The following is a 15,624-nucleotide window of genomic DNA, read 5'->3' on the forward strand; positions in this document are numbered from 1 at the left end:
TTTCATATCGTCCATCCGGTATTGGAATTGGCCATCACCCTTCTGAAAGGAGTTCCATTAGAACCAAAAATGCACAACTTCAGTAGTTTTCTAGACGTTTGGTAAGACAAAACTCCTATTTATCAATACCATAATTAAGACCATATCATTTTATAGGAGGTTTTTTTATGGCATTTCCCACTAATGCACAATATACCCCGGTATTAGTCGGAGGAACCCCCTTATTTGACGTCTTGGGAGATGAGAGTCCCGTATCGACAGATATTGTAGGCAATTCAACTTTCCCTGCAGGTTTCTTTGCGTACGATGGTACCAATGTCTATTTCCGGTTAAGGTTGAATGGGGATCCCCGGAATAATCAGTTAACGGGTTTCAGAAATTTCACTTGGGGTGTTTTGATTAACACAACAGGCGTAGCGGGAACTTACGACTGGCTTTTTAACGTCAATGGGTTAAACAACCGAGTCAGCTTAATTAAGAATACCGTGAAATTAGTGAATTCATGGAATGATCCAGCAGAAGGGACTGGCGGGGGGAATCCTAATTTCGCCCAGCCGATTACCAATTTCGACTTTGCCAGGGTAACGCCTGCTGATTCCAGCATCGGTGGGGGTCAGGATTTCTTTCTTGACTGGTTTCTTCCGGCAAGCACCGTCTTCTCTTTCTTAGGCATAAATGCTTCTTCAGCTATTCGTGCAGTATATTTTACCTCTGCAAACGCCAACAACTTTAACAAGGATTCCTTAAGAACGAGCGAGGGTTTTTCATTTGCAAATGCTTTGACAGATCCTATCACTCCAGAACAAGCTGATATAAGAGCGAAATTGACAACGAATAAGGTATTGAACACCGGTCCACAAACAGTTGCTCTTGGTCAGCAAGCAAATTGGACCGGCACCATTACAGTCACAAATTCCGGGCGTTCTCAAGCAACTTCCGTCTTTCTGGATGACATTATTGGGCCCGATGTCGTTAACTCTTTTGTAGTGAATTCTACTTCACAAGGATTAACAACATATAATTCAGTGACTAAATTGCTTACCTGGAACGTGGGGAACCTGAATCCGGGTGCCTCTGCAACATTAACATTTACATTAAATGGTGCATTCACGACTAGTGGTTCGCGGAATTTAGACAGGATACAAGCTTCAGGGTTTGATACTTCATCAGGAAATGCAATTCAATCCAACACATCCGTCGTCAATATCACAGTTCAGCAGACCGCCACAATCAATGGGACCATTACCGATCAATCAACAGGATTGGCACTCCCGAATACAACAGTGTCTCTTCTTCAAGGTATGAGCATTATTGTAACAACTCAATCGAACACAAGTGGATTTTATACTTTTACGAATGTAGTACCTGGAAACTATACAGTACAGGCAGCTTTAGTGAACTATGTAACGGGATCAGCTAATGTAATGGCTGTAAGTGGTACGTCAACAACGGCGAATATTGCACTTGTACCTCAGCCGAGTACAATTTCCGGAAATGTATCAAATGGTGGTCCCATTAACAATGCAACCGTCCAACTCCTCAATAATTCAGGAACCGTAATAGACACCACAACCACTAATGGAGCTGGAAACTATTCTTTCGTAAATGTAACTCCGGGTATTTATAATGTCACTGTTATCGCAGCAGGTTTTCAATCTCAAGCTAAATCAGTCATGACAGTGCCCAACCAGGCAGCTGTGGTCAATTTTACACTTGTCGCAAACCCTGGTGCTATTTCAGGTACGATCCGTGATTCCTCCGACAATACAGCCATCCCACTGGCAAATTTAGAGTTGCTTGATTCAAACGGGGTACCCATTGCCACCACGACGACAGATGGAAGTGGTCAGTATACCTTTAATAATTTAGCTCCAGGAAATTATCAAGTGAGGTCTTTCGCTACCAATTATAGTACAACGACAGTATCTTCAACAGTTACAGCTGGTAATACAACAATTACGAACATTTTTCTTGAACCAAATCCCGGCTCTATTCAAGGAACGGTAGTAGACAGCGTTACCATGACAGCCATTTCAGGAGCCTCAGTACAGGCAGTGAACAGTCAAAATGTCATCGTAGCCTCTACAACAACAAACGGAAGCGGACAATATTCATTTACTAGTCTTCTGCCTGGATCTTATTCTCTAATTTTTACAGCTGACAGGTTTGCGACCAAAAACCTCGGTGCGGTTGTTTCATCAAACACTACTACAACTCTGGATGCGTTTTTATCCAAGCTTGCTGGAGCCCTTCAAGGAACAGTACAGGATCCCAATGCCGCCGGGACACCAGGTGCAACGGTAACCATTCTACAAAATAATATACAGATTGCTTCTGTATTAACTGACACAAATGGTAACTACATGATTTCCGGACTGCCTCCAGGAAGCTATACGGTTGTGGTTAGTGCACCGGATTACACTACTGAAACCGTTGCAGCGATGATTGTAAACGGTCAAACCACCACGTTAAATGTAACGTTAAACGAAGATCCGGGTATATTGACGGGGTTTGTAAGAGACACGAATAATGACCCTATTTCCGGTGGAAGTGTTAAGGTTCAAATCAGTACCGGGGCAGGAATCATTGTTGCTACCACTGTTACGGCACCTGACGGATCCTATACGGTTCATAGCCTTGCTCCTGGGAATTACACCGTAGTAGCGGCAGCATCTAATTTTCAGGCAGCCAGCCAAGGTGTGACGATTGTTTCAAATATGACCTCTAACGTGAATTTTAACTTGGCAGCTGATCCAGGCTCTATATCTGGAATCGTATCAAATGCCCAAACTGGCACGCCAATCGTTGGTGCTAATGTAGAGGTAAGAATTGTTGATTCAAGTGGCGCAGTCATCGCGACCGTTTTGACAGATGAAAATGGGGAATATGTTGTAAATGGATTGGCTCCAAGTATCTACACGGTTCTGGTTTCAGCACCGGATTTTCAAACCAATGCCGCTACTGTACAAGTCACTTCAAATCAAACAGTGGATGGAAGCATCGCACTTGAACCAAATTCCGGTCAGATAACGGGGACAGTCTTAGACAGTGTCGGGAGTAATCCTATCTCTGGAGCAAGCGTCAGCATCGTGAATAGTTCAGGAACATTGATTACAACGGTATTAACGGATCCAAACGGAATATTCATGGTTGAAGGACTCGCGCCTGATAACTATACAGTGAACGTATTTGCAAACGAATTCCAAAACGGGACAGTGGGAGCCCTGGTAAATTCAGGGCAGACAACGCCGGTTTCGGTTTCACTGGAACCAAATCCAGGAGCGATAACGGGTACCATCAGCCCTCTTGTACCGAATACAACCATTCAACTTCGGAATGTTAACAACGTATTAATCGATTCAGTCGTGCCTAATCAGGATGGAACATTTTCTTTCAATAATTTAACACCGGGAACCTACACCGTTTTAGGCTCAGCTCCTAACTATTCAACAGCCCAGGCTGGAGTTTTCGTCCTGGCTAATCAAACTTCAACCGTGGAATTAACCCTTATCCCAAATCCAGGATCTGTGTCGGGAATCGTTATAGATAATCTGGGAAATACAGTTGGAAACGCCATTGTACAAATCTTTGATCAAAATAATACCTTAATCGGTTCAGGATTCACTGATTCATCTGGACAATATATCGTAGGAAATCTACCAAGCGGATCATTCAATGTGGTTGTCAATTCTCCTGGGTTCGGGCAGGTCATTACAGGGGTCTTCATTGAGGTCGGTCAAGATTTAAGCGATGTAAATATTTCCTTGATACCGAACCCGGGCTCCATCAACGGTCAGATCACAAATCGAACCACAGGAGAACCGATTTCAGGCGTAACTGTAATCATCATTGATGGAAGTTCTCAAATTCCAGTCGTAACTACGACAACTTCAGTATTTGGAAACTATTCTGTAAGTGGTTTATCTCCGGGCTCTTATATTGTTTCAGCATCTAAGATGAATTTTACAACAGAGCAGATTGGAGCGATTGTTATTAGTGACACAGATACGAGAGCAGATTTGTCACTAGGGGAAAATCCAGGTGCTTTGGAAGGAACTGTTGAAGATACCAATGGAAATCCAATAACAGGAAATGGTATTCAAATTTCAGTGAACAATGAAAACAATGTTCTGATAGTTGCATTTCCTGCCAATTCAGACGGCACATACACTGTTCCATCTCTCTCACCGGGTACGTACTTCATTACAGCTACGGCACCGAACTTTTCTTCATCAACCGTTTCAGCAATCGTAGAATCCAATCAAACCACCACTGTAATAAACGTATTAGCTGCAAATCCAGTAATGTTAACCGTTCAAGTCCTGATTGAAAATACTGTGAATCCTATCCAAGGAGCAACGGTTACGGTGAGGCACGTCAATAACATACCCACTGCAACAGGAATCACAGATGAAAGTGGGGTTGTCACGTTTTGCTCTTTACCAACAGGCTCATTGAATATCACAGCTGATGCTTCTTCGTTTGGAACGGATACGAAGTCTGTTATCGGAGGCCCGGGAGATACTCTATTTGCATCTCTGAATCTATCGCAAAATCCTGGTCAACTCCAAGGGTTCATTTCAAACCTTATTAATGGAGAAGCCATCCCTAATGCTGTCATTCAACTTTACGATTTCACGAATGTTCTCGTCCAAACCACGTTATCTAATCAAAATGGAGAATATACCTTCTCGGGAGTCACTCCAGGGGTGTACACTGTCATTGCCAATGCATCAGACTTTGGGCCCGAGACGGCTGGTGCCATCGTAGAATCCAATCAAACCAGTTTCCTAAGCTTTGCATTACGTTCAAATCCAGGTATCGTACAAGGATTTGTCCGGGACTCGATTACGCTTAACCCGATTTCAGGTGCAACCGTCGAAGTCAGGGAGCTTTCCGGATTGGGTCCAATCATTTTTACTACGATAACGGATTTTAATGGGTTTTTCCAGACGACAACGTTATCACCAATTGTGTATGTATTGGTTGGAAGTAGTCCTGATTTTGGGACAAACGCTGTATCGGCAGAAGTGATGAGTGGAGGTGTTACTGAAATTGAGATTCTCCTTACGCCAAACCCGGGATCCCTTGTCGGAACGGCTAGAGATGCTGCGACATTACAACCGTTGGCAGACACATTAATCAGGGTCATCGACAATCAGGGAACAGTTGTAGCGACTGTTCAAACGTCTGTTGACGGAACGTATCTTATCGAAGGTCTTGCTCAAGGAAGCTATTCAGTATCGGCTATTAACCCTGACTATCAATCAGAAATTGTTCAAACAAATATTCAGCCAAATTCTACAACCTTCTTAGACTTTAACCTTCTGGGTAATCCGGCTTCTCTTAGTGGGAACATCGTTGATGCAATCGATCAGTCCCCTTTAACCGGTGTAATTGTTGAGGTTTATTTAAGTGGAACCGACATTCTGGTAAGGCGTGTCCTTACTGACGAAAACGGAAACTATTTAATCGAAGGTCTGCCGCAAGGAACCTTTGACATGAAAGCTCAGCTTCAAGATTATTCCATTAGTGTGAACACCGTATTTATATCTCCTGGTGATAGTAAAGTGCTTAATATTGCACTTGTTCCATTCCCTGCAACTGTCCAAGGAACGATCAGAGATGCTGTGACACTTGATCCACTTAGCGGTGCACTTGTAAAAGTGGTCATAACAAATACCGACATCGTTGTTGGAAGCATCATTACATCCAGTGATGGTACGTATTCAATCAGTAATTTGCCACAGGGAAGCTATAATGTAGTCATTTCAGCAGACGGCTATGCCACAGAGGTTGTACCAGTCATCCTTGTTCCAAATGGGACAGAAACGGTGAGTGCGAATCTTGATCCGAATCCAGCCACCATTTCCGGCGCGGTATTAAATGCTCAATCGGCTGCTGGGATACAAGGTGCGTTAGTGAGAGTTTTTAACTCTGACGGCGTGTTTATAACAAGCATTTTAACCGATGAAAATGGTTTCTACACAATTTCCGGCTTGGCAGCAGGTCAATACACTCTTATAGCGAGTGCACCCGGTTTTGCAGATGGGATTAACATCGTTACGCTATCACCAGGTGAAACCGAGACACTGAATTTCAGCTTATCAAACCAAACATCAACTCTTAGAGGAATTGTACGGTATAACGTGAACAATCAACCGCTTCAATCAGCCCTTGTTCAAGTTTTTAGAATAGGTACAGCGATCCCGATTGCCTCTGTCCTTACCAATGGCTCAGGTGAGTATGTGATTGAGGGGTTAGATCCTAGAGAGTATCGAGTTGTCTTCTCAGCTGATGGATACGCAAGTGAAGTGTTCAGGATTTTCCTTACCAATGGTGAAGACCGGACACTTAATGTGAATCTACTGCGTCAGCCAGCCACCATTGAAGGTAAAGTAACCGATGCGACAACTGGACTACCGATTCTAAGTGCCGGCGTCATTACGGTGATCAGTGGAAGTGGAATCGTTGTAGCGTCCACCTTGACGGACCAAGATGGAAATTATATATTAACTGGTCTGGCACCTGGTAATTACAACGTGATCTTCTCAGCTGATGGATACGTCAGGTCGACGTTCATGATCACACTAAGCCCGAATGAAACAGCCGTCCTCAATGCCGCTTTAGAACCAAATCCCTCTACCATTACAGGAAATGTACGTGACGCGAATTCGCTCGGTCCAATTGAGAACGCAATCATCCAAGTATTCACACTCGATGGAATATTACTGGGAGTTACCCTTACAGAGAGGAATGGTAATTACACCATTTCTGGTTTGCCTGGGGGAACAGTCGTACTGGTCGTGCGTGCACAAGGTTATCAAAGTCAAATGCAAAATGTCACCGTGACGAGAGGTAACACGACGACAGTCAACTTCTTATTAGAGGATAATCCGTCAAGCGTAAGGGGGATCGTCACTGACATTCGAACCGGCGAACCCATTTCCCAGGTTCTAGTTCAAATCTTCCCGATAGGTTCCAATGTTCCGATTCGTTCTACGTTAACTGATCCAAATGGATTCTATATCCTAACTGGATTACCTGCAGGAACATACGTAATACGATTTACTGCAGCAGGCTACCCGGTCAAAGAGATTTCCATTGTACTTGGAGAAGGCGAGGACCTACAGATAGACGTTCAATTAGGAGAAGAAGCCCCACCTCCGCCACCAGGTAGCATAAGACCTGAATGTATTTCTGTAGAAAAAGTGTATGACTGGGTCATCGCAACCCATAACACCACTCAATCCGTCAGTCTCTCACTTGATTGCAGGGAGTTCGTAGATGAACTCGTGGCAAGAGGAGATGGAATAAATGTAGAATGTCAGTTTAGTCCAAATACCGAGCCGGGATGCTTGCTCATTTCGTTGGAAACAGGAACACCGGGTTATGTAGTGATTCGGGGGCAAGCTCTCCTGCTTGTGACCATCCAATCCTTATTCGATGAAGAAGATTTTTGCACCATGGAAGTACCAATCTTCTTTGATAAAAAAATAGCCGTATGCTTACCAGAAGGAATGGATGCAAGCCATGTGAACTGCTCTATCATGGATATCAAGTGTCGTAAGAAAGAAGGAAGCCTCACACGAGAGCATGTGAAACTTCAACTAGTCGCATGCCTGGAAATAGAAATACTTCATCCAGTCGTACTTGAAGTATTAGGAACTTTCTGTACACCAAGGACCATTGTCAAGCGTGTGGAAGAAGATGATATGTGTTAAGAATAAATAGAGGTGCTCTCCAGTGGAGAGCACCTCTATTTGTATGGGAATGATTAAAGATGAATCAGTAACTTTACCTTCCTTTTTTTGTTTCTTGAGCTTTACTAATATTTTCTCGATGGAAGGAAGAATCTTCTTGTTCATTTACGACGCTAAAGGGATTGTTGTCTAAATCAAAGAAATCAAACCCTTTCATCCCACCAAAGTCCTCAATAGAGGTAGTGACTACATCTGCACTCTTCAACTTCTCATGCACAGCTTCAATATTGTCTACTAAAAAATTAAAGTACACATTTTTCTTTTTCCCACTGATGACAAATTCAGTAGGCTGAGGGGAGTCCACCTGAACCAATCCTAATTGAGTGTTGCTATTTGGAAAATAAAATCCTGCACCACCATCCCAAGTATCGATCTTTCTCACATCTAAATGCTTTTCATACCATTTCATCGATTTTTCCATGTTTGTCACCGGGATAAACACACTACCGACTTTAAACAAAATACTCACTCCTTCTATTTGGAATTCATTGGTATAACGATTATACTAGAATAAAAGTTACATATGTTTTAAATTTTTTTGAAAGGAAGAAAATGTTGATATTTGAGGAACTGGAAACTACGATTCTAAAACTTTATAAGTATTGTGTGAAGCTATCTGGTACTACACCAGAAGCAGAAGACCTTGTTCAGGAGACTCTTTTGAAAACGTACAGATTGATGAAGTCAGATCCCGTACGAAACTTATCCATGTCCTTTCTCTATACCATCGCCAAAAACATTTTTATCGATGGGAAAAGAAAAAGCAAAGATGTGGTTTATTTTCATGAAGAGTATCATTTCGAATCACATGATTTTACCGAATATGACTCTCTGTTGGAATGTCTATTTACATTGTTACCCCTTAAGCAAGCTATGCTTCTCACATTGAAAGACGTGTTTGGCTACTCATCTAAAGAAATTGCCTCAATGCTTCGAATCACTGATACATCCGTCAAGACCGCTCTTCACGGTGCCAGGAATAGAATAGTGAAGGGTGCTCCATTTGCAACTTCTGATAAACAACTTCTTTTTGAAATAACAAACTCTATCGAGGAATCAAATGCATTACGATTATTTCAATATTATCGACTACTGGAAACCAAGAATTACAGAGCCTCGAGAAACGCAGTGAATAACCTTCACTATGTTGTTGATCCGGATGGAAATGTGTTAGAAATCATCAATTAAGGAGGTAAAATGATGATTATGCGTGACATGAAGGTGAAGAAAATTGGTGAATTGAAATTAGTAGGTTTTCGAGTCGTAAGTCCTGGTGACCAGTACATTATAGAGATCCCCAAAGCTGCTGCTAAGTTGAAAGAAAGGGTCGATGAGATTCAGCATCTTGTAAATAAGCAGGTTCAACTTGGTGCGTTCATAGCAGAGGACATTACTGCCGATCTGGATGGATACTGGGTAGGGATGGAAGTGGAGAAAATAGGAGCTATTCCCCCAGGCATGGTGTCACTAACGATTCCTCCCCAAACCTATGTAAGTGTCTTTTATCAAGGACTGAATCATGGAATTAAAGATGCATATCGTGACATGCATGAATGGGCAGAGATGAACGGATATACAAGACGGAGAGATTTATGGCATGTAGAGAGATTTTTTCGTTTTGATAGTGGTGAACAGGTTGAAGTGGAATTGCTGGATACAGTTGAATCGAAGTGATTGGATGGCTGACTCTGGTATTGGAGTCGGTTTTTTAGATTTGGCGTGAGTTGGCAAGATGTTTCGTCTTATTAATATTAATGTAGAAAAGTGGTTGGAACACTGTAATAATTAGATATAGCAATTATGTGTTTGGATAGACAGTTTCGCCGTTAAAACGAAAATATCACCGTTATCTCTTTTCTAGGCCTATTCTTCAGTGAACAATTCTCCCTCTTACGAATCCAAAATACCCTCATAAGCTTTAGTTCTTTTTTTGAATATAATACCCACTATATAGCTCATCCGTCTAAGCATAAAACGGGAAAGTGAATAGTCTATAGTAATCACGTCTTGTCTAAGGCAGCACTGGAGGAGTTTTCTTGAAACCTACTGTATCTATTGTTATACCTTTTTATAATTGTTCCTATGTCGATCAGGCGATTCGTAGTGCATTAAATCAATCTTACACGGACCTTGAAGTAGTTGTAATTGATGATGGATCAACGAAAGAAGTTGAGCGGCTAACCCCCTTTTTAAATCAAATTACCTACTTCAGAAAAGAAAATGGTGGAACGGCATCCGCTATAAATGAAGGAATAAAGAGAGCAAGAGGAGAATATATCGCTTGGTTGAGTTCAGATGATTATTTCGATCATATGAAGATAGAGAGGCAATTGGATTATATGTTACGAAGGGGGGCGAAGGCAAGCTTCCACAATTATGATGTAATTAATCAGACTAATGAAGTGCTGCTCCCCTTCATTGGAAAGAGATTTACCAATGCAGAAGAAATCTACCATTCCTTTATGACAATCAATCCCGTCAATGGGTGCTCCATCATGGTTCATAAGGATGTGTTCAGGGATATTGGATATTTCAGTACAGATCTTAAATTCACGCAAGATTATGACATGTGGAACAGGATGTTAATCAATGGGTATGTCATATATTATTTGGATGAGGTTTTATTGAAGTATAGATCACACCCTGAGTCGGGAACGAGTAAACATCCTGACAAATTGAAGAAGGAGGTATCAATTATTAAACATCATTATCATCAGAAGCTCCTTCGATATCTGTCGGAAAATGGATCCAGATTGAAGAGTATCAGATTCTAAGAATGGAGTGGTAATGAAGAATTTACTAATCTTCTACTACCCTCTACCACATTCAGGATCGATCAATCCATATTTGGCAGTATTAGCTATTATCATTACAATTAGAACGATAAGCTATTATACAGCCGGTTTGTACAAACACACTCTCAACGGATGAAGTAGGTAATCCAACAACATTTACCATAGATCCTGGCAAGCCCATAATCAAAGGTCTGATTTAGAAAAGCATTCTCTGCTCAGGCAGAACCCTACCCAAACCAGAAGGGCCACTCTTCTGGTTTATATATTTTTGATCTGTTATTTCTCCCTTGATGGTAACAGTATTTTTTTTGAAATAGGAATATCTAGCTTTTCATCGAATTAGTTATCTAGAGGATAAAAAGGAGTGAAAGCTTAAATGAACCAAGATCAAAGCATCACAACATTTTTTATGTTCAACGGAAAAGCAGAAGAGGCGATGAGTTTTTATACATCGATTTTTGATGATTCCGAAATTGATAATGTGATACACCACGAAGATGGCACTGTTTTGCATGCGACCTTCACTTTAAAAGGACAAACCTATATGGCAATCGATAATATAAATCGAAACGATCATCCATTTTCACCTGCCATGTCTTTGTTCGTAGCATGTGATTCGGAAGAAGAAATCGAACGTGTTTATGATAAACTATCTTTATTCGGAACTGTGTTGATGCCCTTGGAGGAGTCTTCCTTTAGTGAAAAATTCGCCTGGGTTGAGGACCGCTTCGGTGTCTCATGGCAATTGAATTTACCGAAGAGTGATGAATAATGTCAGGGCTCGCTACAAAATATCCTCCCTATAAGGAAGCATAAAGAGAGAATAGAAAAATAGTAATCTTATTACATATAATGGAGGCATATAAATGAAATCTGAAAAACAGAAAATGCTGGACGGTGAACTTTATGAACCATGGGACTCTCAATTGATGGAAGAGAGAAAACAAGCCCGTTGTTTAACACGAATGCTTAATCTAACCACGGAAGAAGAAGGCGAGGAAAGAGTTGCTGCTATTAAGAGACTATTCGGATCTACAGGGGAAAGCGTTTATTTAGAGCCTAACTTCAGATGTGATTATGGATATAACATTCACGTCGGAAATCATTTCTTCGCTAATTTTGACTGTGTGATATTAGATGTGTGTGAAGTCCGCTTCGGTGAAAATTGTATGCTCGCACCTGGAGTACATATTTACACAGCGACTCATCCAGTGAATCCGGTTGAGCGAAACAAAGGCCCGGAATTTGGGAAGCCTGTCAAAATCGGAGACAACTGCTGGATTGGTGGAGGTACAATTATTAACCCTGGAGTGAGGATAGGTGATAATGTGGTTATTGCTTCAGGTGCCGTTGTAACGAAAGATGTTCCGTCCAATGTAGTGGTGGGTGGAAATCCTGCCCGTATCATCAAGGAGATTGACTTTGAAGACAAGAAGTAATTTAGACAAGAAGTAATCTGATTCAAAAGGATGTTTCTCAAAGGTTGCAGTATAACGAACTACGTTATTCATTCGACCTAAGAGGCATTACTTGCTATTATTCACTATAAAATGGGTCAATTTTCTTCTTGAAAAGGGTGGAATGATGATGAAAATACAAGCCATGTTCCCGTCAGTTTGGGAACAAGTTAGTAACATTTATTTAGAGGGCATCAATACAGGAAACGCGACTTTCCAAAAAGAAGTACCTTCTTGGGAAGATTGGAACAAAACACATCTGAATGATTGTCGGATTGTAGCGATACTCGAAGATCAAATAGTTGGCTGGGCAGCCCTGAGTCCCATCTCAAGTAGATGTGTGTATGCAGGTGTCGCTGAAGTCAGCGTATATGTCAGTCAGAAATATAACAGAAGAGGTATAGGGAGTGCTCTCATGAAGTCTTTAATTGAACAAAGTGAGGAACATGATATTTGGACCTTACAGTCAGGTGTTTTTCCAGAGAACATTCCGAGTATTCACCTTCATAAGAAATATGGTTTTCGTGAGGTAGGTATAAGAGAAAGAATTGGGAGACTAGATGAAGCATGGCGGGATGTGGTGCTGCTTGAAAGAAGAAGTGAGAGAGTTGGTAATGAAGAATAGGAAAAGCTAGGATGGCTCGATTCATCCTAGCTCTGAAACAATTAAAACCTTTCCGGAAACTGCTTCACAATTCCAGCTGATAGGGCATCAGACAGGTGAAGAATATGGGATTTCCCTTTATCGAAGCTTGTAATGTTTCTTTTCCAGTCTTTCTTGATCCTTGCGACTGCTTCATCCGTGACGAATTGCAAGTGCATGTATAACAGGTCTTTAAGCGCATTTTCAGACCAGTATGGATTTGCTTTTGCTAAGAATGCTGCAATGTCATCTGCATTACGATACCAATCTTTGTTTAATTTCTCCACCTCTGCTTGCTTTCCATTTTTAGCAGCATCAACGATTTTTCCTGCCAATACAATATGCTCGGTTAACAAATCAGCCAGCTTATTCCCAGCCTCTTCGCCGTAAAAAGGTTTAATTGCGTTCCCGATGTCTTTCTGATTTTGAAGTAATCTTGCAAGGGCCACATCCTGATCCTCTAATCCATCAACGGCACTAATAATATAATTACGGGTATAGATAACATGATCGGTCCATAAAATTCTCATGTCTTCTTTTGCTTTCACGTTGGCCTCACTTACACATTCAGCCTGCTTAGCTTCAGCTGAAGTACTGAGTACAGGCAAGAAAGAAAGTGTTATCATCAAACTCACTACAAGAATTCCAATCTTTTTCACTAAAACTCCTCCATTCATTTGGCTTTCGTCTTTTATTATTCGCTTCTTTTCCCCATCCACTCATAGAAACCTAATTGGTAAAATGTGCTAGTATACTTGAAATAGAAATTGGTGAAGGAGTAGATGTATCTATTTTCTTGGCGGTGAAGAGATGGCAACAATCTTTAGGCTGAATGAGGGTGGAGATAAGTGGTATGGCGGCGAATTTCTCTCTTTTTTGAGGGATGCCATTAAACTTGAGAAGGGATCCATACTTTGAAAAAAGGCTGTCCAATTTTCATAAAAACTCGTTGCTTGTCCTCACCTTCCGATCACTTCCGACATAAAGTATTCTATGGAGGTGATGCATTGGCAAGAAAATTACTAGTGTATCTTTTTATCAGTCCACCAGTAACTCATTCCAAATTTGACTTGGGGTCTCCTTCCCTCTCAAATATGTACGTTGCACAGTTTGGGGTTACTCTTCGACTCCTTGCCTAGTAAGAGAACAATGGTTATAAGATCAACAGTTCATACTGAAAAAAATGAAGCGAGCAACAGTATGAAACTCCGCCGGAAAATTGAAACGATGATGAATAAGAACGAATTTACAGAAATAGAATAAAAACACCCATAAGAAAGTTTCCTCCATAAAAAATAGAATCGTGCATAAAAAATGTTCCCTTTCCGCTGGGAACATTTTTTCGTATCTTTGAATAATGCAAGTAGGAAGAGTCCAAGCATGCTTGTCCTTTGGTGAATATATTACTATATGTCATACTCTTAGGAGGAAATAATATTGAAAACCATTATGATTGATCCCGGTCATGGAGGGGCTGATCCAGGTGCAGTTTACAAGGGATATGAAGAGAAAACATTCAACTTATTGACGGCCCTTATTGTCAGGGACTATTTGTTAGCAAATTACAATGTAAATATTTTGATGACGCGAACTGGTAATCAAACATTATCATTAACTGACAGATCAAACCTAGCTAACCGTTCTAAACCCGATTTCTTTTTATCCATCCATCATAATGCAGGTGGCGGCACTGGGTTTGAGAGCTATGTGTATAACGGAAAAGTTTCTTCAAAGACCCTGACCTACCAGAGAATTATTCACGAGGAAGTAATGGCATCAGTCAAAGCACCTTACACCGTGATTGATAGAGGAAAAAAGAGAGCCAATTTTCATGTTTTACGTGAAACTACCATGTCTTCACTTCTATTAGAGGTTCTGTTTGTAGATAACCCAAAAGATGTTGCGTTACTTAACAACGCTAATTTTAGAAACACTGTAGCGGTTTCTATCGCGAGGGGTGTTGCAAAAGCTTTAGGTTTACCTGCAAAAATAGACGAGAAAGAACTTTTTAAAGTGATTGCTGGTTCTTTTACGAAGCGTGATAACGCTGATAATCGAGTAAATGAGTTGAAAAGAAAAGGCATTAATTCGTTCATTGATACTGTGGTCATTTCAGGTAAAACGTATTTCAGGGTCCAAACCGGTGCTTTTGCAGAAAGGGTTAACGCAGAAAACCAAGTGAACAGCCTGAAAAAAATGGGTATTGAAGCATTTATCTTAGTAAGAGATGACGATAACCCTAAGCCCCCTGTACCGTCTCCGACTGATCCGCCAAAACCGACACAGCCTCCACAGCCACCGGGAATACAGTATTCGATCATGGGTATATCTGTATTACGAGCTGAACAACTCGATGACTTTGCTAGAACGATTAACCGGGATGCACCAACTTTAGGGAAATTCTATATTTTTTACGGGAAACTTTATGGTATTAGAGGAGACGTTGCCTACGCTCAAGCCATACATGAAACCAACTACTTCAGGTTCACAGGCCAAGTCAAACCAAAGCAAAATAACTATGCAGGGATTGGTACTACCGGTCCAGGTAATGACGGAGCATCATTTAAGACTCCAGAGGAAGGGGTTCTTGCTCATATTCAGCATCTGTACGCATATGCATCAACCAATCCAATTCCACAAGGACAATCACTCGTGGATCCCCGTTTTTCATTAGTCACACGAGGGAGCGCCAAAAACTGGACAGACTTGAACGGAAAGTGGGCAGTGCCAGGTACCACCTATGGACAAAGCATCCTTTCTGTTTTTAATAGAAACATACAAAATGCGATAAAAAGGATGGATGAACAAAAAATTGTGTTAAATGATACTCTTGAGAAATTGAAATGATGTTAGTTGAGTGCCGTGATGGATGGCACTCTTTTTTAGGTTGGAAGAGGACCAGTGTATATTTGTCTTTTTTTATCATAATCCTTTGCTCCAGAGCTAATACTAAACGTATGTTCGGG

The 15,624-nt window shown here is 41.2% G+C and carries 11 protein-coding genes; 9 read left to right on the forward strand and 2 right to left on the reverse strand.

Annotated features, from left to right (window positions below):
* Positions 1-167 precede the first annotated feature (167 nt).
* The gene (locus tag F0342_RS09605) at positions 168-7,724 is read left to right on the forward strand and encodes a carboxypeptidase regulatory-like domain-containing protein (protein ID WP_149155731.1); all 7,557 of its coding nucleotides are present in this window, start codon (positions 168-170) and stop codon (positions 7,722-7,724) included.
* Between the two features lie 73 nt (positions 7,725-7,797).
* On the opposite strand, the gene F0342_RS09610 is transcribed toward F0342_RS09605, so the two are convergent.
* Complete coding sequence (locus tag F0342_RS09610) at positions 7,798-8,223, reverse strand: VOC family protein (RefSeq protein WP_149155732.1); 426 nt, start codon at positions 8,221-8,223, stop codon at positions 7,798-7,800.
* Positions 8,224-8,315: 92 nt separating this feature from the next.
* Between F0342_RS09610 and F0342_RS09615 the strand changes: the two genes are divergently transcribed.
* The 7 genes from F0342_RS09615 (at position 8,316) to F0342_RS09640 (ending at position 12,640) form a co-directional block, all read left to right on the forward strand.
* Complete coding sequence (locus tag F0342_RS09615) at positions 8,316-8,951, forward strand: RNA polymerase sigma factor (protein WP_262481688.1); 636 nt, start codon at positions 8,316-8,318, stop codon at positions 8,949-8,951.
* Positions 8,952-8,963: 12 nt separating this feature from the next.
* A complete protein-coding gene (locus F0342_RS09620) occupies positions 8,964-9,437 on the forward strand; it encodes a GyrI-like domain-containing protein (RefSeq protein ID WP_188048472.1) in 474 nt (157 codons plus the stop codon).
* A gap of 362 nt (positions 9,438-9,799) precedes the next feature.
* Positions 9,800-10,537 (forward strand): glycosyltransferase family 2 protein, encoded by a 738-nt coding sequence (locus F0342_RS09625; RefSeq protein ID WP_149155735.1) that lies wholly within the window; start codon positions 9,800-9,802, stop codon positions 10,535-10,537.
* A 13-nt stretch (positions 10,538-10,550) separates the two neighbouring features.
* Complete coding sequence (locus F0342_RS24790) at positions 10,551-10,694, forward strand: hypothetical protein (protein WP_188048473.1); 144 nt, start codon at positions 10,551-10,553, stop codon at positions 10,692-10,694.
* Between the two features lie 240 nt (positions 10,695-10,934).
* Complete coding sequence (locus F0342_RS09630; protein ID WP_149155736.1) at positions 10,935-11,330, forward strand: VOC family protein; 396 nt, start codon at positions 10,935-10,937, stop codon at positions 11,328-11,330.
* A gap of 94 nt (positions 11,331-11,424) precedes the next feature.
* The gene (locus tag F0342_RS09635) at positions 11,425-11,997 is read left to right on the forward strand and encodes a sugar O-acetyltransferase (protein WP_149155737.1); all 573 of its coding nucleotides are present in this window, start codon (positions 11,425-11,427) and stop codon (positions 11,995-11,997) included.
* A 148-nt stretch (positions 11,998-12,145) separates the two neighbouring features.
* A complete protein-coding gene (locus F0342_RS09640) occupies positions 12,146-12,640 on the forward strand; it encodes a GNAT family N-acetyltransferase (protein ID WP_262481689.1) in 495 nt (164 codons plus the stop codon).
* 41 nt (positions 12,641-12,681) lie between these two features.
* Here F0342_RS09640 and F0342_RS09645 read toward each other — a convergent pair whose 3' ends face one another.
* Positions 12,682-13,317, reverse strand: a complete 636-nt coding sequence (locus F0342_RS09645; RefSeq protein WP_149155738.1) for a glycosyltransferase — start codon at positions 13,315-13,317, stop codon at positions 12,682-12,684.
* Between the two features lie 778 nt (positions 13,318-14,095).
* Here F0342_RS09645 and F0342_RS09650 point away from each other — a divergent pair.
* The gene (locus tag F0342_RS09650) at positions 14,096-15,505 is read left to right on the forward strand and encodes an N-acetylmuramoyl-L-alanine amidase (protein WP_149155739.1); all 1,410 of its coding nucleotides are present in this window, start codon (positions 14,096-14,098) and stop codon (positions 15,503-15,505) included.
* The last annotated feature ends 119 nt before the right edge of the window (positions 15,506-15,624 follow it).

Source organism: Bacillus sp. CH30_1T (genome assembly GCF_008364765.1).
In the GTDB taxonomy this organism is placed as follows: domain Bacteria; phylum Bacillota; class Bacilli; order Bacillales; family Bacillaceae_B; genus Rossellomorea.